The 16,411-nt window shown below is 46.0% G+C and carries 13 protein-coding genes and 1 pseudogene; 8 read left to right on the top strand and 6 right to left on the bottom strand.

What is annotated here, in order from left to right:
• Positions 1 to 114 precede the first annotated feature (114 nt).
• From QMA35_RS10085 to QMA35_RS10075, 3 genes and pseudogenes are all read right to left on the bottom strand, one after another.
• On the bottom strand, positions 115 to 711 hold the full coding sequence (locus QMA35_RS10085; RefSeq protein ID WP_281647022.1) for a hypothetical protein: 597 nt from the start codon (positions 709 to 711) through the stop codon (positions 115 to 117).
• Between the two features lie 289 nt (positions 712 to 1,000).
• Positions 1,001 to 1,213, bottom strand: a pseudogene (locus QMA35_RS10080) (magnesium chelatase domain-containing protein); the annotation flags it as partial.
• Positions 1,214 to 1,340: 127 nt separating this feature from the next.
• Complete coding sequence (locus QMA35_RS10075; RefSeq protein WP_281647021.1) at positions 1,341 to 4,376, bottom strand: hypothetical protein; 3,036 nt, start codon at positions 4,374 to 4,376, stop codon at positions 1,341 to 1,343.
• 354 nt (positions 4,377 to 4,730) lie between these two features.
• Here QMA35_RS10075 and QMA35_RS10070 point away from each other — a divergent pair, with 354 nt between their 5' ends.
• The 5 genes from QMA35_RS10070 (at position 4,731) to elbB (ending at position 11,122) form a co-directional block, all read left to right on the top strand.
• A complete protein-coding gene (locus QMA35_RS10070; protein WP_281647020.1) occupies positions 4,731 to 5,999 on the top strand; it encodes a hypothetical protein in 1,269 nt (422 codons plus the stop codon).
• Between the two features lie 18 nt (positions 6,000 to 6,017).
• Positions 6,018 to 7,700, top strand: coding sequence for a hypothetical protein (locus QMA35_RS10065; protein WP_281647019.1), 1,683 nt, complete (start codon positions 6,018 to 6,020; stop codon positions 7,698 to 7,700).
• 59 nt (positions 7,701 to 7,759) lie between these two features.
• Positions 7,760 to 9,913 carry a hypothetical protein gene (locus QMA35_RS10060; RefSeq protein WP_281647018.1) on the top strand — a complete coding sequence of 718 codons (2,154 nt, stop codon included), beginning with the start codon at positions 7,760 to 7,762 and terminating at the stop codon, positions 9,911 to 9,913.
• A 14-nt stretch (positions 9,914 to 9,927) separates the two neighbouring features.
• Positions 9,928 to 10,314 (top strand): hypothetical protein, encoded by a 387-nt coding sequence (locus QMA35_RS10055; RefSeq protein ID WP_281647017.1) that lies wholly within the window; start codon positions 9,928 to 9,930, stop codon positions 10,312 to 10,314.
• A 154-nt stretch (positions 10,315 to 10,468) separates the two neighbouring features.
• On the top strand, positions 10,469 to 11,122 hold the full coding sequence (elbB, locus tag QMA35_RS10050; protein ID WP_281647024.1) for an isoprenoid biosynthesis glyoxalase ElbB: 654 nt from the start codon (positions 10,469 to 10,471) through the stop codon (positions 11,120 to 11,122).
• 333 nt (positions 11,123 to 11,455) lie between these two features.
• Here the strand turns inward: elbB and QMA35_RS10045 are convergent, their stop codons facing one another.
• Entirely contained in the window at positions 11,456 to 12,634 is a 1,179-nt protein-coding gene (locus tag QMA35_RS10045; RefSeq protein WP_281647016.1) for a murein transglycosylase A, read from the bottom strand.
• Positions 12,635 to 13,035: 401 nt separating this feature from the next.
• On the opposite strand from QMA35_RS10045, the gene QMA35_RS10040 reads away from it, so the two are divergent.
• Complete coding sequence (locus QMA35_RS10040) at positions 13,036 to 13,524, top strand: glutathione peroxidase (RefSeq protein ID WP_281647015.1); 489 nt, start codon at positions 13,036 to 13,038, stop codon at positions 13,522 to 13,524.
• 45 nt (positions 13,525 to 13,569) lie between these two features.
• Here the strand turns inward: QMA35_RS10040 and QMA35_RS10035 are convergent, their stop codons facing one another.
• A complete protein-coding gene (locus QMA35_RS10035) occupies positions 13,570 to 14,403 on the bottom strand; it encodes a type 1 glutamine amidotransferase domain-containing protein (protein WP_281647014.1) in 834 nt (277 codons plus the stop codon).
• Positions 14,404 to 14,680: 277 nt separating this feature from the next.
• Here QMA35_RS10035 and QMA35_RS10030 point away from each other — a divergent pair, with 277 nt between their 5' ends.
• Entirely contained in the window at positions 14,681 to 15,430 is a 750-nt protein-coding gene (locus QMA35_RS10030; RefSeq protein WP_281647013.1) for a TIGR00266 family protein, read from the top strand.
• Between the two features lie 76 nt (positions 15,431 to 15,506).
• Here QMA35_RS10030 and QMA35_RS10025 read toward each other — a convergent pair whose 3' ends face one another.
• Complete coding sequence (locus QMA35_RS10025) at positions 15,507 to 15,668, bottom strand: hypothetical protein (protein ID WP_281647012.1); 162 nt, start codon at positions 15,666 to 15,668, stop codon at positions 15,507 to 15,509.
• A 287-nt stretch (positions 15,669 to 15,955) separates the two neighbouring features.
• Here QMA35_RS10025 and QMA35_RS10020 point away from each other — a divergent pair, with 287 nt between their 5' ends.
• Positions 15,956 to 16,354, top strand: coding sequence for a hypothetical protein (locus QMA35_RS10020; RefSeq protein ID WP_281647011.1), 399 nt, complete (start codon positions 15,956 to 15,958; stop codon positions 16,352 to 16,354).
• Positions 16,355 to 16,411: the final 57 nt, after the last annotated feature.

Here is a 16,411-nt window from a genome sequence, read left to right as displayed (position 1 = left end):
CAAACGTTGGATTAATGGTTTTTTCAAAGGCGTAGCAACGAAATATTTATCGCGCTATCTGGGCTGGAAACGATTTTTAAAGACACATATCTTCTCGGAAGAGAGTTTGTTAGATCAGGAAGCATCCCATTGGCTCAACCCACATTTATTGTGAACAGAGCCAACAGGCAGCATATGAGAATGATGGAATTTCTGCAGTTCTGATAATGGTGCTGCGCTATTGACCTGCTCCCGAAATGCTGCGATTTCTTCATTGGACGTTTTCTTTCCAAGAACAATCTGTGAATAGGCCATTTTTGCTGGGCGCATAAATTGTGCATGATTAGCCGTCAGGTGTTCTTTTAACTGCTTGTCTGTGGGTAGCGTAGTGCCTGTTAATGTTGCAGAGATAAATTCCAACTTTTGCTTCAAACGCTGTCGGATAACAGTGTCGCCCTGATCGAGCCCGAGTTCGATGGCTTCCCGGTAAAAGACTTCTTCACGGATGTACTCATTCGTTAACCGTTCCCGTTCATTCTGTGTCGGTTGGCGCTTCCAGATAGATTGAAACTGGGCAGACAGCTGCTCCTGAATATTGACACTGATAACAATAGTTTTCTCTGGTGTAGGATCAGGTTTTGGATTCAAAAATCCGAACGAGCTATATATAACAACACCAATGGCTATGAAATGTACTAATGGCTCTTTGGCTAGCTTTTTCATTTTTACCATGGTGATATGTATTCATCGGGTTTGTGGTGTGAATTTTACAAAAGAAGTGACGTGCATCTACGGAGCGTACGATTAGGTAAAAAAAGTGAGTCAACCTTACCTCAGCTCATATTGAGACTCCAGTATGAATACACAACTCAGTTTCTCTAATTCTAAATTTACTCAAGAGTGATGGGTTACTCATACAGTGACGTTCTTCCCGTATGTATAAATAATATGATGCCGTGATCGCGGTTTGATGCTATTTCTGCAGAAAACGTTATTGAATCTTTGTGGAGTGCTATTCCGGTGGAGCCAAATTGACTGTTATTCGCAGTGCCGGAAATTCAAAGCCTGCGTTAATAAGTGCACTGCGCACTCTGTCTTTGCTTTCTCTGACGGCTGTTTCCGGCAGGCCGACAATATTGAGAGCCGGTAACCCGTTAGACAGGTGCACCTCCACCTGAACTTCGGGAGCCTCGATACCAAGGCGGGCGCGAGTATGAGCTACAGCCAGAGACATAGTGATGTGTTACTGCAATTGAAGGCAGCGGAGTCTAGCAGCTTATGAGATCGGCGGTGGGCTGGATAGATAAGTGACGGACGGGCGTGAACAATGAAGTGTTCAACGAACGTCCTCCAACAGCCCGTTATGTTAAGTTATTATTTTCTGGTTCTTGGAGGTCAGGGAACTTTTGCGGTTCATCTATATTGCGCATTTTTAGATAAAGATCATCCGAATACAGTTTTACCTGTGCGCTGAGTTCTGTCAGACCTTCATTCTGGAGAAACATGGCATGTTCATCCAAAATATTTATGGCTTGTAATGGCATGTTGAGGCTCTTGCTACATATTTCTACCAAAGATTTGGTGTATTTAACCATCGATTTGGTTTGCTCGAAGGCTTTCATCCGTTCCTTGGCAAAAACATGGAGCAGGAATGCCGCTCTTGGAGGTTTTTCCAGTTTATGGATTTCTGTCATCAGTGCAGGGGGAGGATCCATTGTGATTTTTTCGGGCATAACAGCCTGTTGTGCGGTATAGCGTTCATCCAAAGTGTGAAGCAATGAAAATAGAGAAGTCAGCATATTTTCAGCTTGTGAAGCTGTTATTTGTTGCTGTCTGAGCATGGCAACAACATTATCCCGGCATTCCACAGCCTCTTCGGCCATTTTCTTCATGGGGGCAGTTTTAACATTCTGAAGCTTGTTTTTAATCTCTTTAAGTTTTTTTGTGGCACCCTCCTGGCTCTCCTCGCTTTGTGTCGGTAAAACGTTCTGGGTGGATACTACAGCCAGAACAACCTCTTCAACTTTTTCTTTGGCCTTCTGGCGAGTCTCAGCATAACGGCGAATGCGTTCATGTTGTTCTTTAGCTTCAAGAATAGCTCCGGTGTGTGTATCAAAAGCACCAGCAAAGGCTTCGCCACATACCTGAACCTCAGAGGTTGGGTGGGGAACCCATGTGTAGCGCTTTTGGACAGGGTCAAAATGTAGCAGGGGGTCTGGGTCATCAGTTGGGATATGTTTAACTATGCCTTTGGCAATGGCGTGTTTACTGCGCATAAGACGGTTGAAATCCTGTTCAGATTTCTTTGGGTCATGCATCTGCATCTCGATACGGTGCTGGATGCCATCGCCTTCTTCATTTTGGTCCGGAATCAAGGTGACTTTGGCTATGCCATCTAACGCTTTGTTCAGCTCCTCTTGGAGATTCCTGCAAAGTGCTTCAGTGCTCTTTAATAATTCCATTCTTAATAGACTGGGATTATTAAAGCGGTGCGCAATATATTCTTCAATGGCTTGATATGTAAACTGCTGCAACTGCGCCCGCCTGTAAGCTTCAACGTGTTCTGTATACTGCTTGATACTGTCATCAAAGAGAGTGGTCATCTGTCTTATAGATTCGCGGCCATTTTCTATTTTTGGCATCACCATATCTGCTTTGAGTGTTTGAAGATCCTCGTAGGCTTGATCAAGCAGAGCATGCTGTAGCCCTTCCCAATACGGAAGGACATGACTCAATGCCCGAAGTTCCTCAAGGTTTTTGGCTTGCTCTGTGAGAGCTCTTACCCACTCCGGACTGGAGAATGCTTTACCCACAATTTGTCTGTGAGCCAGAAAACTTTTTTGGTCATGTGTTTCAGATGACTGTTTAGCGAGCTGAATTTGATATTCATGCATTGCAGTGAGGATGGAGAGATGTTTTTTTTCAGACAGTCGCTGTGGAGGCTCAGAGAAAGTGCTGCGACAGAGCAAGTTATTAAGGTGCTCCGTCTCAGTAGGTTCTTCTGGCAGGGATTCTGTCAGTAAGTGATAAACCTGGTCGGGCATATTGGTGTTAAAGCTTTCGAGATAAGTAAGAGCCTTATCAATTTTTTTCAGGGCTTCACTGTATTCTTTATTGGTTTTGACCTCCTCCAACATTTTGCGTGTCATCGCAAGAGTATTCAGTTCATTCAAGCAATCGGACACTTCCGGTACAAGGTTGCCCCCAAGACTATCCTGCTTGACTGTAGCAATAGACAGAAGTGGTATCAGTTTCCCGTATTCCTTTTGTTGCTCACTGACAAATTGATCAATTTCCGCCTGAACCTCTTTCTGGGTTTTACTGGTGGTTGCTGTTTTTAGTTTCGAGGCTAATTGTTGCAAAGTTGGATTACTCAGCGAGGAGGGGGCAGCTGTGGCAGCAGTTGGCTCGGCTGCCACAATAGCGGGTATCCAGGGTTGGAGCTGGCGAGCGGCATCTATAATGCCTTGCAGTGGTTCTTGAACTTTGCTTTTTTGGGATTCAGCGGATGAGAGGAATCCACCCTTGAATTCAACGTGCTGTAAGAGCTCTTGGTATCTGGCCAGCTGTAACTGATTTTCCATCATCAGAGTTTGGGTTTTCACATCCTCTTCTGTGCGGCTCATCAGTTGGCTGGAGTGTGTCATAAGTTGTTCAACAAGCTGATTACCTTGTTGCAAATGAGCTTCCAGCTCTTGGAAGTTTGCTACTTTTTTGTTGAGCTGGGTCTGTAATGCTTCGAGCTGTGTTCCCAGTTGTTCCCATTCTGAAGATGGGGAAATGTCCTCTCCAGAGCTGGCTCTTATCTGGTCTTTCGTTTTTTGCAGTGCGCCGTTAAAGGTTTGCAGTGATTCTTTTATTTCTGGTAGAGCAAGTTTCTTTTTGCGAAATCCCCATGTTTTGCTCGTGGAGCTAATTTTCTGCTGCAGTTCATAAAGCCTGCTAACAGCACTCGCTGCATCCTGTTGCAAGGATTGGGATAGCTGGTCGATGGTGTCAGAATCTATGAGCCCTTGATGATGCTGCTCTTGAAGGCGCGTTTGATACTGGGCGATGACCTGATGCCCGGCTTCGATGACAGAGTTTATGAGTGTTTGCAGGGTTTCGCGGTTGTCTTGAGTATCTGTTAAAGGTTCTTGAAGCTTCTTAACCAGGCGAAAGTATTTATTCTCCAAAAGGCTGACTTCCACTTCCCACTGATGCAGAGGTTTGAACTCGTGCAGCTCTAACCGTACATCGGGTATATGTTTCTGGGAAGGGTACTGCGTAAGAGAGCTGGTATTGAAATTACCTTGGGGGGCTGAGCCTTTCAGTGCCCCAGAAGTACCAGTAGAGCTAGCATAGCTTGCTTGGGTTGAGCCACTGCCACCTACGTTGCTTGAGCCTTCTCCACTCATGGAATTCCCCCCTGATGTATGACCTGCCTCTGAGCCTTAAAATGGCTTCTACAGACAATCCCTGTTCATCTTTTCGGCAGCAATGATTGACTCTTAATCCTTCGGAGGAATCCATTTGATTACTGTTTTTCACAGCTCCTTTCTGTAAGCCGACAACTTAAAAGTCAGCAGGAAGACACAATGCACAGTCGTAGAGCTGGCTGGATGCCCGGAGAAAGTTCAGGCGATTTGCAAGGCGATGATCTGAATCTTCACACTTTATGGAAATTAGCCGAAAGCTAATCTGTAAGCATATGAACAGGGATAGAACATGGTATACAACGGGCTTCTTGGGCAAGCATAGCGGTACTGGTTATGGCTGGAGGGATTCAGGGACCATTTGTTTCCCAGAACATTGGTTTATCTGGGCCAAATGTTCAGATATTCAGCGGTTCTGTCTCATTTGGTGACAGGCAACTTCAGCAAATACTGGCAGATGTAAATCTGTTACTGGCACCTCTGCAACAACAGCTTCCTTATGCTCCTATAGCCCTTGATGCCAGGGCGTGGCAACCTTGGCCGCCAGTAACTTATGCTCAGGTGCCAGCGGTTCAGTATTACCCACCTTTCCAGAATCAGCAGGTGACTTATTATCCATCCAACCAGTATATGAATCTGTCATATCCGCCGTTACCTCAGAAATCCGTTTATTCCCGACCCGTGCACCCAATAAATAATCCAATGCTTCAGGTTGCTAATCATCAGAAGCCAAGTGTGCCTCAGCAGAAAACTGTTCCGGATGAGCCGCCTCCAGCCTATACCCCGCCATCCAACCCTTTATCCATTCCTGAACCAGTAAAAACCTCTGCAGAGCGTGAAGCACAGGGCTTGCCGCCATCCTATGAGGAAACCATTGGTAAGGATGTGAAAAAATCGGAAACGAAAGAAATTCCGTCCCTTTACCCTGACCTATCAGGCATTGATGATCAGCTGCCAGATATAGTTATTCCAAAAGTTATTCCAAAACAGGCCGGGGAGCCGTCCCTTGTTCAGCCCAAAGAGGTGACGAAACCTATCATCTCGCCAAAGCCTGCTATTTCTGAAAGTCTGAGAAAGAGAATTGGAAGAATTAAAGTTGGGCCGCCGGTTAAGAAACCCAAGCCAAAACGGAATAAGATTTCAAAACCTGTTCGGGAACATAAACCTGCACCACCGCCCCCTTCAAAAAATGTGCATATGGATTCTTCTGGATCGGTGGTGAGAAAAGAAAACAAATCACCGGATGTCCCTACACCTGCTCCATCTGGCGCACCACCGCTTCCGCCACCTCCACCTATCGGGAGGGTGAAACGAAATACTAATCCTGCTCTTCCACCACTATCAAAGGTTGTTACAGAGGAGAAAAAGCAGGAAAAGCCTGCACTACCCCAAGGAGAGAGACCTTTCAAAGCCAGTGACCTTCAGGATCAGTGGGAGAAAATAAAGGCGAAATCTAAAAACGTAAGCAACTCGCAAGACGTTAACCGTGGCCCGGCACCCAAAAATATGCCGAAAACAGATCAGGAAAAGATGATGGAAGACCTGGCAGAAGCTCTAAAAAGGCGCCGCCGGTCGATAACCTCCAATAAGGATAAAAAAGGCTGATATGGGTGCTGAGAGCTAATGAGTCATTCTGTCAATGGTGGTGGGCTTCAGGGTATCCAGCAAGCTGGTGGTTTTCATGGCTCTCAAAAGACTGATCAGCCGCAAGGTAAGCTGCAGGAATGGACATTGGAGACCGTCCCTGGAAAGGCCATTTTGGGTGGCAAACGCGAACTGGTTAAAGCAGCAACAAAGGCTCTTGCTCAAAGGCATGTTGAGGTATTGAAGCAGTACGACACCTTTTTGGTTAATCGTGGTGCCGGTGGGGTATTGGATAATAATCATGTTGCCAGGGAACTGAAAGACGATGTGTCCCAGTTATCCAAAAAGGCCGGGAAATACACTGAGGCTCTAAGAGTGTTTAAAGAAGCTTCCGGAAAACTGGAAAATTTGAGAAACAGTGTGGGATGGGATTCTCCAGCCACCCGTAGGAATGGCCTTTATAGAGCCGAGAAACAGCTGATCGATGCAGAAAGCAGACTCCAGAAAGCAGGACTGGATCTTTCCGGGGCTCAGGATCAGCTGGATCTGGATGTCGCGACCTCTTCAAGTGACCACATAAGTGTACTGTCTGGTTTATATGATCCTGGTAGAACAGGAATTTTCCATAAAAAAGATGACCGAGCAGTCTTGGAAACACGGCTGGAAGGGCTTAGGAGTCTGGAAGATGATTTGAAAACCCACTTAGAGCGTGCTGTCTCAGATGTTCGGCAGGGTGACGAAGCTGCCGAACCGGAGGTCAAGAGGTTAACGCAGCAATTGATAGAGCTTTCTTCTTCACGAAACGCTCTTCAAGTGAGGTTGGGTAGTGACAAAGGCTTCCATTCGGATAGCGCACCTTCTACCCCTTTGAGCAAGAATGCCAAACGTGGGTTGCAGATGGTGCAGCAGCAATTTAATCAGGCTTTAGGAGCATTGAGAAAGGCTCGAAAACAGTTGGATTCAGTGATTCTTTCGCAACAGCACCCGGCAGGCAGCAAGCTTAGAGTGCAGGCTGAAGAGAATTACCGAAAGGCAGAACGGAGTGTAACTATACAGGCTGATAGCTTGAAAGAAGCAGAGAAACTGTATTCATCAGCTTTGAAGCAGGATCGAAAGGATGCGGCAGCCAACCGTAAAGCTGAGGCAAAGCTCAAAGCACTTCAGGGGAAGGTTAAACAAAGTAAAGCCGTACGCAGCAAGAAATCTTCCTATCAACAGGAGCCTGTTAGAACGCTGCAACGAGCCCAAGTGAGTAAGCCTGCACCACAAAAAACACAGCAGCGCCCACAACAATCTTCACAGCAAGTGCAGTCTTCATATCAGCAGAATCCACAACTACAAAGCCTCGCTTACCCCACATCAACACCTATTACAGAAACTGAGGTTCAGGCAGCTAGGGATGCACTGATTGGTGGCAGGCAGTCTGAACTGGGGAAAAAAGGGTTAAGTGACTTTATTCAGCAAGCAGCAAGCATGAAGGGTATGCGTGACGTTATGAAGCTTAGGGTGAAGGTCATGCTCAATGCCCAGCTGACTATTAACGAAAAAAGGACTCTCCAGCTTTTAATGAATACGCGCATTTATGAAATGATGAAAACGCCTCATATCGCCAGAGCTGTGTCTACAAGTTTTGTCCAAAATAACGTTTTGGGCACAAAAGCCCAGCAGATGATTGATGAAACAAGGCTGGATACGTTAGTGGCTAATCCCAGAAAGAGATAGGACCCAGAGAGTGCCTTAGAAGCTAATCTTTAAAGTGTCATGACTGACAGGAATAACAGATGGAGTATAACGCAACCCCTGGTAATACCGGGGGGATCCGAGGTCTAAACCATGGTGGATATCAGAGCCAGATACATACTGTTCAGAGTGGGCAGTATGGGGGCTTCAGCGTTCATGTAAACAACCAGCCACAACACCAGAGCTGGCCTCCTCGGGCTCCAGGTTTTCCTAATACTGGGCTGTACAGTCGCCATGCTGTTTTGATTCGAACGAATCAACCGGGCTACATTCGCCAAGCTGCCTATGTTCAGGTATTTCCTCCCCAGCAACAGCAACAACAGCAATGGCAGCCACCGGTTTATCATGCTCCGCCTTTTCCCCAGTCTTCATACCCTCAGCCTGGGTATTCTGGTTATGCCCAGCAAAATGCCTGGCAGGGCTTTTCTCCCCAAACGGCTCCTGTGAGTTCCCATACCCGATACTTCAGCCAGGGAGGATACAGCCAAGTTTCCCGTCAGACCGCGTATCAACCGCAAAAAAAACAAATGCAGCAGTCTTCAAACTGGCAAAAACCTGCCCCATTGAGGAATTTTCAGCCAGCTCATGTCGCGCCAGCTAAGCCGCAAGAAAATGTTTCGGAACAGAAGTCTATAAGTTTTACATTGGATACCAGCCCGCAGGTTTACCCTAAAGCGACCAAATTCGAAGAGTCATCAGCCAAAAACACCTCTTTGCCTGAAAAAGAGCTGGTGTCTGATTTGAAATCAGAAAAGGTGGCCGTTCAAAGTGAACGGCCTGTTGCTAAACAGGAAAAGCCAAAAAGTAAGCGAAGTAAATTCTTTGGACGGTTTAAGAAACATAAGCCGGATACTCCCAGCCAGCTGCTAAAAACCAGACCTCAGGTACAGGAGAATATTTATGAAGGGATTGGGAAGGCAGTCAAAACTCCGGAGAGCAAAATAACCGCCGAAGTGAAAAGTGAAGCGCCTGCTAAAGAACCACTGGTGAGAGAACCGGAGCTTAAGTCGGAGACAACCTACGAGTCTTTGGATGATGTTTATTCAAAACCTGCTCCCGCTCAGAAAAAAAAGAGGCGGTTTGGCAGCAAGCTTCTGGATCGTTTTCGTACGAGTAAGCCCCCCGTTGTCGTTGAGCAGACAAGACCTTTTCTGCCACCACCGCTGCCTTCCCGGTCTTCACCTTCTAAACCGGACTTACCGAATGCCGGCAGTAACAGCCCGGTGAAACCAGAGCATGTAAAAAAGCGTTCAGAATCAGGCCCGCCAGTACCACCGCCGAGATATAAAGGTAAGGGGACGAAAGAGCCGGTGGCGTCTGAGACAACAAGATCTTCATCGTTATCTGATACGCCAGAGTATTCCAGACTTTTTCAGTCTGTACCGAAGCCTGTCGAGCAGAAAGGCACTACTACAAATCCTGTGTACTCAACCTTGCAGAAAGACTCCCCTACAAACCCAACCTATGCGTCTTTGCAAGCAAGCCCGAAGAAACAGGAACCAGTGCATGAGGGCTTGAGAAAAAATGAACCTGTTTATACAAACCGTGGTGCTGAAGATCTTGCCAGTCATCCGGCTACACAGTTCACAACGCCATCACCATCTTCGCCAGCGCACGCCAATGTTGATAAGTTAGAAGACGATCTGGAAAGCAGTGTTTCAACAGACTCGGGAGTCGGGGATTTTTCCAGTGATTTGGACGATGAATCCATAGGGCCACTGAAAAACTCGCCAGAGTTTGATCGTCTATTAGCTGCCAAAAAGAAAGTTGTTGATCAGTATTTTACCACGAGGAAGAAGTACTCCAAGGTTCTATCCCTGCACATTAAAGCCGTCAAAGAAGCCGGAACTGAACTGGAGGGTGCTAATGTTGCCAAGGGCTACGAAATTCTCGGAAATGTCTATAACCAGGCTCTGGGGTTGATGAAAGCCACCAAAGTGATGAAGCAAGAAACTCAGAAGCTTGCCGACTCACTTACAGACATTACTTTGGCGCAGCAGGTCGAGGATACACCTCCGGACTGGTTTATGGATGCGCAGGAAGCAATTGATAGTGAGCGGGCTCTACGGAAAGATGTTGGTCAACACTTGCAGGCTATCGCAGATAAACATAATGCCGATAATCTGGTTTTACATAAGGGACCTGTACTGCGCACAGGTATGCAATTGGCTAAAACTTTCGACAAATTTTCATAATTCAGGGATAGATTATGGGGAATCTCACAACAGGCTCACAGCCGGAGAGTCAAAGCTGGTGGCAGAAGGCTACCAGCATGGTATTTGGTCGATCGCAGGAGTCACAGGATTCTAACTTAGATGTTCACGCCGTTGAGGGGAAGTCCTACCTTTCTCCTGATAAAGGAAAGCACGATCGAAAACTTGCAGATCGTGATATCACTGTGCCGGGTCTGGATCAGGCCTTGATGACTGTGCAGGAACACGGTGTTATAAGAACAGCCAAGGATCACGATACTCTGGATGCCCTGCAGAACAGATACAACAATGATGAAGAGTTGGATGACGACAATCGTCAGGCATTGATGGCGGCGGTTCAAAACAGAAGGGAAGAACTCGGCAGTACAGATACCCGACACTAAAGGTTATAACACCTTTAGTGTCATTGTTGGAAACCTCCTTGGATTACGCCAATCCCAAAAGATTATTTCTCAATAAGCTATGTTCTGTTCTCCAGGGGGCGTTCTCATGGGTTTATATTCTGGGTCTTATTCCAAAGAGGGGTTGGGCAAAACAATGGAAAAGAAAGTTGCGATTATCCTTTCAGGCTGCGGTGTTTATGACGGCTCTGAAATTTACGAATCTGTTCTGACTTTGTTACGGCTGGATCAAAACGGTGCCAGTTATCAGTGTTTTGCTCCGGATGCTGACCAGCATCATGTAGTCAATCATATTTCAGGTGAAGAAATGGCTGATACCCGCAATATGCTGGTGGAAGCTGCCCGCCTTGCTCGCGGTAATATCAAAATGTTGAGCGAACTCACCGCAGATCAGTATGATGCCCTGATTATTCCCGGTGGTTTTGGAGCGGCAAAGAATCTTTGTAACTTTGCCTTTCAAGGTAAAGATGTTGCGGTAAGAGATGATGTGAAAACCGCTGTGCAGAGCTTTAAGGCAGTCAGTAAACCTGTTGGTTTGATGTGTATTGCACCGGTGATGTCGGCAAAGATTTTCGGCGAAGGTGTGCAATGCACAATCGGTAATGATCAGGATACTGCCTCAGCTATTGAGGAAACAGGCGCTGTTCATAAAGAGTGCCCTGTTCATGATGTGGTTGTGGATAAAGACCATAAGTTGGTAACCACTCCTGCTTATATGTTAGCTGGCAGTATCAGCGAAGCGGCCAGTGGTATTTTCAGGCTGGTGGATACCGTTCTGGAAATGAGTTGATAAAGCTTCAACAGGAATGAGTGCCTCTTTTAGAGAAGCTCATTTCTGAACTTAAAGAGAGAAGCTTAATTTTCTGTGCTGACTACTTGCTCACCAAGTGTTGCCTCAAGCTCTTGTTCCATGGTTTTTATCTTCTCGAGCTTTCTTAATCCTGCCACGAGTTCTTCTGAATCAAGTTATCGGGATGCTGCCATTTCGATGTAACTCTCGCGCATCTGGATTTTATTATTGGACGAGGTTTGTCGTGCACTTATAGAAGCTACCTGATGCAGGTTTATGATTATAACCTGTTGATTAAAAAAGCTTTATTGTGCGTTTATTAATCAACACGGATCATTTTGATCGGTTTTTTGATTGTTTGGGCAGCAAAACAAAAAGCTTGCCGCCGGCATTCTGAAAACCAGCTTTCAGAGCAGCACTATCTCCTGCCCCAAAGAAGATGTCGGCTCTGGCATTGCCCTGAATAGCAGATCCTACATCCTGCGCTACCATGGCTCGTGCGAACGGTGTTTCATCATAGGTAAGCGTTGTACTGAGCCAGATTGGTGTGCCTAAAGGGATAACGCTGTCGTCCACAGCGGCGCTGTGTTCAGGAAGTAAGCGTGTCCCTTGTGCACCTATCGGCCCAGGCTTGCCAAGTTCAGAGAAAAATATAAAGTCGGGGTTGGTGTATAAAACTTCATCCAAACGTTCAGGGTTTTCATCCAGCCACTGTCGAATACTTTGCATGGAAACTTTTTCTAGAAGACCATTACGTTTCAGGTAACGGCCAATAGCAAAGTACTCCTGACCGTTTCGGCCAGAAATACGCACCTGAACATCTTCACCGGTATCAAGGTGAACGGTTCCGGAACCCTGAATTTGCAAGAAGAAGCGATCAACCCGGTCATCAACCCAGAAAAGAACATCGTCATCATAGTCGCCCTGTTCCGCTCGCTGGTTAATCCCTTCCCTGTCATCATAAGGCACCATCCAACCATCTCTGACTTTTGCGGCTAGCATACGATTTGGGCGATCTTGATCAATTTTTACCAGGCCGAAGTCATTAGGGTTAAAACGAATTAGGTCAGAAGGAACATGAAGTAAGGGGGTAGAGTAGCGTTCAGAGCGTGTTCGACTACCGTGGAGTAGCGGCGTGAAATAGCCGGTGAACAATCCTTTTTCCCAAGGCGAAATTTGATAGACGACGAATTCACTTTCAAAGAATCCTGGTAATACGTTGTCTTCAAGTACCGGTAATGTTTCACAGATGGAATGCCACTGTGCATAGGTGCCAAAGCGTGGGTCATCCGCAACATTACCTTCGCGCTGACTGTAAACGGTACAGCTTTCAAGCAAGGCTGCTTTCAGGCCTGTGGCCTGTAACTGGTTCCAGCCATCCAGCTGTTGGAAGCTTGCTGGTTGAAAAATATCTTCAGGCTCTTTTGGTAGCCAGTTACAACCACTTATGAAGATTGTGATAAGGGTGAGACCCAAAACTGCTTTACGAAAACAGGCGAGCTTCCAGAGCATATTAACTTTTCGCTATCGATTGATGTTATCCGGTTGTTACCGGATAAGCTTATCAGCCTTTTCAATCAATGACTGCTTTGGTTAACAGGTCTGCATGGAGCAAGTTAAAACTGGATTTTACGTGTTCCTGTTTATAGCTTTTCAACCAGCAAGGTCTGCCTCTAAAAGAGGGTTTTGGTAAGCCCATAAAAATTCGCAGTCTTTGATAAAAAAGCATAAGGATTTTTATTATAGATAGCACTTTTTCCTGTTGCTTCGCAGGTGGGGGTAACAGGTGTGTTATGCTCGCTGTCCATATAGGAATGAATGGTTCTTGGATTCATATACTAAGGTTCAGTGCCTTCATGATCTACGCAGACTGAGTAGACGTAGAAGAAAAAAATAGAAAATGAGGGGGAGATATGAGTATCTATGAGTTTTCAGCTCAAACAATAAAAGGTGAGACTGTTTCTCTGGAAGAGTATCGCGGTAAGGTTCTGGTTATTGTGAATACGGCCAGTAAGTGTGGTTTTACTCCTCAATATAAAGGGTTGGAAGCGATCTATAAAAAATATCAGGAACAAGGGCTGGAAATACTAGGCTTTCCCTGTGATCAGTTTGGCCATCAGGAGCCTGGTTCTGAAAATGAAATCAGCGAATTCTGCGAAATTAACTTTGGTGTAACTTTTCCTTTGTTCAGTAAGGTTGATGTGAACGGAGGTAACGCACATCCGCTGTTTACTTACCTTAAAGACAAGGCTCCAGGGTTGCTTGGTTCTAAAGGCATTAAGTGGAATTTCACTAAATTTCTGGTGGATGCCGAAGGCAATGTAGTACAGCGGTTTGCACCTAAAGATGCACCTGAAAAGCTAATTAAGCCAATGAGTAAATTGCTGAAAGAATCTGTATAAAAGTAAATACGGCCTATTGAGGGCCGTATTTATTTTGCTTGAAATTTACTGATTATTTTTTATAAGTTCCATTAGCTTGTAAGCAACCTCTTCACCCGCGTTTTGATTCTGGCCAGTAATGATCCGCCCATCAGTCACTACATGGTTAGAGAAAATATCAATCAGGCTCCAGTCACTTTCAAAGTCTGCTCCGGCTTTGCGCAGTTCGTTTTCTGGGTGCTGCGGAGTTTCAGTCACAAATAACTGACTGACTTGACGGTCAGTCACCGCTGTCATCTTCAAACCATTTACCAGCAAGCTGCCATCAGGCTTTCGGGCTTTCAGTAAACCGAGTGGTCCATGACAAACCCCACCAATCGCTTTATTCTGAGCATATGCTTGAGATATTTTCTCACCCAGCACATCGGAATATCCAAAGTCATAAGCTGCTCCCCATCCACCAGATAGGAAAACAATGTCGTAGTCATTGATATTTACGTCATCAATTTTCAGGGAGTTATTGGTTTTGGCCTGGAACTCTTTATCTTCCAAATAGTGCTGATCAGACTCAGCCTTAATAAACCAATAGAAAGACAGTGGATCTACAGGAATTTTACCGCCTTTAATACTTGCTATATCTACATCCATACCGCTGTTGAGGAACTGGTAATAGGGGCCGGTCATCTCAGAGGCAAATACACCAGTGGCGCTGCCACCTTCCCCGAGTGTGGCCTGGCTGGTAGTGATCACCAAAGCTCGTTTTTCTTTAAGAGTTATTGGAGCTGCATCGAACTCAGGATGTAATCCCATCCAGTTTAATGGAGTGTTGGTTGCACAACCGGTAAGAAATATAAGGCTGGTTGCAGCTATCAGGTGTGCGAAAAAAGCGAAGCGTGGCATTGCGTGCTCTCTTTTGTAGTAATACTTCCAGAGCCACAATATCAGGCACAGATAATTATACTTTGTCCCAGCCTTGAAGTTTTGAAGCGGAGCTCCGTCATTGTACTTAAACGCATTCACTGGTAGTGCTGGCTTGAGAGGGTGTTCTTATCAAAGGGTGTGACGCATTGATGAACATATGGATGAACATATGGATAAATCTGCAGGTGTTTTATAAATAGCTCTCTTGATAACCTATGGCGCTAATAACACCCATTCGATTAAGGGAATAATAAATATGCGTTGTCATGAAGTTGATTACGAAATTCGCGGCCATGATATGCAGTTGGTTGAGGTTGAGCTTGATCCTCAGGAAACAGTCGTTGCAGAAGCTGGAGCTATGACCTTTATGGAAGAGGATATTAACTTCGAAACTCGCATGGGGGATGGCTCGGAACCCGATCAGGGTTTTATGGGGAAGTTGTTTTCTGCTGGCAAGCGTGCTCTGACGGGTGAATCTGTTTTCACAACACACTTTACCAATGAGGGTATGGGTAAAAAGCGTGTTGGCTTCGCTGCTCCTTACCCTGGTTCTATTGTTGCACTGGATATGTCCAAGCTCGGTGAAAGGATTGTATGCCAGAAAGACAGCTTCCTTTGTGCCGCTTTAGGTACAAGTATCAGTATTACTTTTAATCGCAAGCTGGGGGCGGGATTCTTTGGTGGAGAAGGGTTCATCCTGCAACGGCTGGAAGGCGATGGCATGGCATTTATTCATGCCGGAGGCACAGTTGTTGAGCGGGAGTTGAATGGTGAAACCCTTCGTTTAGATACCGGTTGCCTGGTAGGTTTCTCTGGTGATATTGAATACGACATTCAAAGGGCTGGCGGTTTGAAATCTATGGTATTCGGAGGGGAAGGGATTTTTCTTGCGACTTTGAGTGGCCGGGGCAAAGTGTGGATTCAGAGCCTGCCATTCTCACGCCTTGCTGATCGCATCCTGGCTCATGCGCCAGCGGCAAATGGTAACCGAAAAGGAGAAGGTTAGGTGCTAGGGAGCGTTCTTATGGAAAGAGCCCCTCATGGTTAAATACTTGGGCACAAAGAGATAGGCTCTGTTCACACTAACTGTGGGTTAAGCCAACGCTTATCATTGGCTGTTTGAATGTGACCAACTCTTTCAGCGTCACGTTGAGTTGGTCTGCCAGTTGCGTGAAGAGTTCATCGTTACTCACATGTTCGAGAACGGCATCGGTTACATGTTGCTGGCGGTCGCAGGCCACCATGACGGGAATTTTTCTGATTGCTCCTGACTTTTCACTGGCATTTTCCGGCGACTTTTTCTTGCGTCTTCGGGCATGGCGGTAAGGTTGTGTGAACAGAGCCGTATGAGGGGATTAACCTGTCTCGTGAATTTGTTGTTTATGCGGCAACTTTGTTGTTTATGCGGCAACTTTGTTGTTGGGCTTCGCTATTACAAAAATTCCGGCCAAGGTAATGGGGAAGTCCAAGCTGTAAAATATTTAAACCCTCTGAAATAAACACGAAGAAGTAAAGGAAGGTAGAAACATAAATGGACTTACTGAATCAGCAAACCCTGAGACGAGTTTATCAGCACTGCAATAAGCTTTATCCGAAAGAAGTCTGTGGTTTGATTTACAGTGACGGAACGGTTCATAGTGCTGAACACTCTTTGGACATGTGCGACCATTCCCTTTTAAAACGCAGTCTGAAAGAGGTGAATCCATCCAGGGTCGTGTACTACTCACACACAGACTTGGGAGCTCACTTCAGCGAGAGCGATGCCCAGCGGGTTCTTGAAAATGGAAAGCCCAAATATCCTGTCAGCTATCTGGTTGTGGACACGACCAGCCGAGTTTGCCGGGGAGCAAAACTTTACTCATTTAGTGACGGGGATTATCGCTGTGTAGCGGCTTATGATCCGCTAGGTAAGTTGCTGAAGAGCGCTTAATAAAACCGGATCGATCAAGTTATGAGTTATCAGAAAAAAGGCGGTGTGAGTCACACC

It is taken from the genome of Parendozoicomonas sp. Alg238-R29 (assembly GCF_947331445.1).
In the GTDB taxonomy this organism is placed as follows: Bacteria; Pseudomonadota; Gammaproteobacteria; order Pseudomonadales; family Endozoicomonadaceae; genus Sansalvadorimonas.
Note: the sequence above shows the minus strand (reverse complement) of the source record. Positions and strands in the feature narration are given on the sequence as shown.

Coding starts and splice junctions, on each gene's coding strand:
- QMA35_RS10085 (WP_281647022.1), bottom strand. CDS start 711: ATGGTAAAAATGAAAAAGCTAGCCAAAGAGCCATTAGTACATTTCATA.
- QMA35_RS10075 (WP_281647021.1), bottom strand. CDS start 4,376: ATGAGTGGAGAAGGCTCAAGCAACGTAGGTGGCAGTGGCTCAACCCAA.
- QMA35_RS10070 (WP_281647020.1), top strand. CDS start 4,731: ATGGCTGGAGGGATTCAGGGACCATTTGTTTCCCAGAACATTGGTTTA.
- QMA35_RS10065 (WP_281647019.1), top strand. CDS start 6,018: ATGAGTCATTCTGTCAATGGTGGTGGGCTTCAGGGTATCCAGCAAGCT.
- QMA35_RS10060 (WP_281647018.1), top strand. CDS start 7,760: ATGGAGTATAACGCAACCCCTGGTAATACCGGGGGGATCCGAGGTCTA.
- QMA35_RS10055 (WP_281647017.1), top strand. CDS start 9,928: ATGGGGAATCTCACAACAGGCTCACAGCCGGAGAGTCAAAGCTGGTGG.
- elbB (WP_281647024.1), top strand. CDS start 10,469: ATGGAAAAGAAAGTTGCGATTATCCTTTCAGGCTGCGGTGTTTATGAC.
- QMA35_RS10045 (WP_281647016.1), bottom strand. CDS start 12,634: ATGCTCTGGAAGCTCGCCTGTTTTCGTAAAGCAGTTTTGGGTCTCACC.
- QMA35_RS10040 (WP_281647015.1), top strand. CDS start 13,036: ATGAGTATCTATGAGTTTTCAGCTCAAACAATAAAAGGTGAGACTGTT.
- QMA35_RS10035 (WP_281647014.1), bottom strand. CDS start 14,403: ATGCCACGCTTCGCTTTTTTCGCACACCTGATAGCTGCAACCAGCCTT.
- QMA35_RS10030 (WP_281647013.1), top strand. CDS start 14,681: ATGCGTTGTCATGAAGTTGATTACGAAATTCGCGGCCATGATATGCAG.
- QMA35_RS10025 (WP_281647012.1), bottom strand. CDS start 15,668: ATGGTGGCCTGCGACCGCCAGCAACATGTAACCGATGCCGTTCTCGAA.
- QMA35_RS10020 (WP_281647011.1), top strand. CDS start 15,956: ATGGACTTACTGAATCAGCAAACCCTGAGACGAGTTTATCAGCACTGC.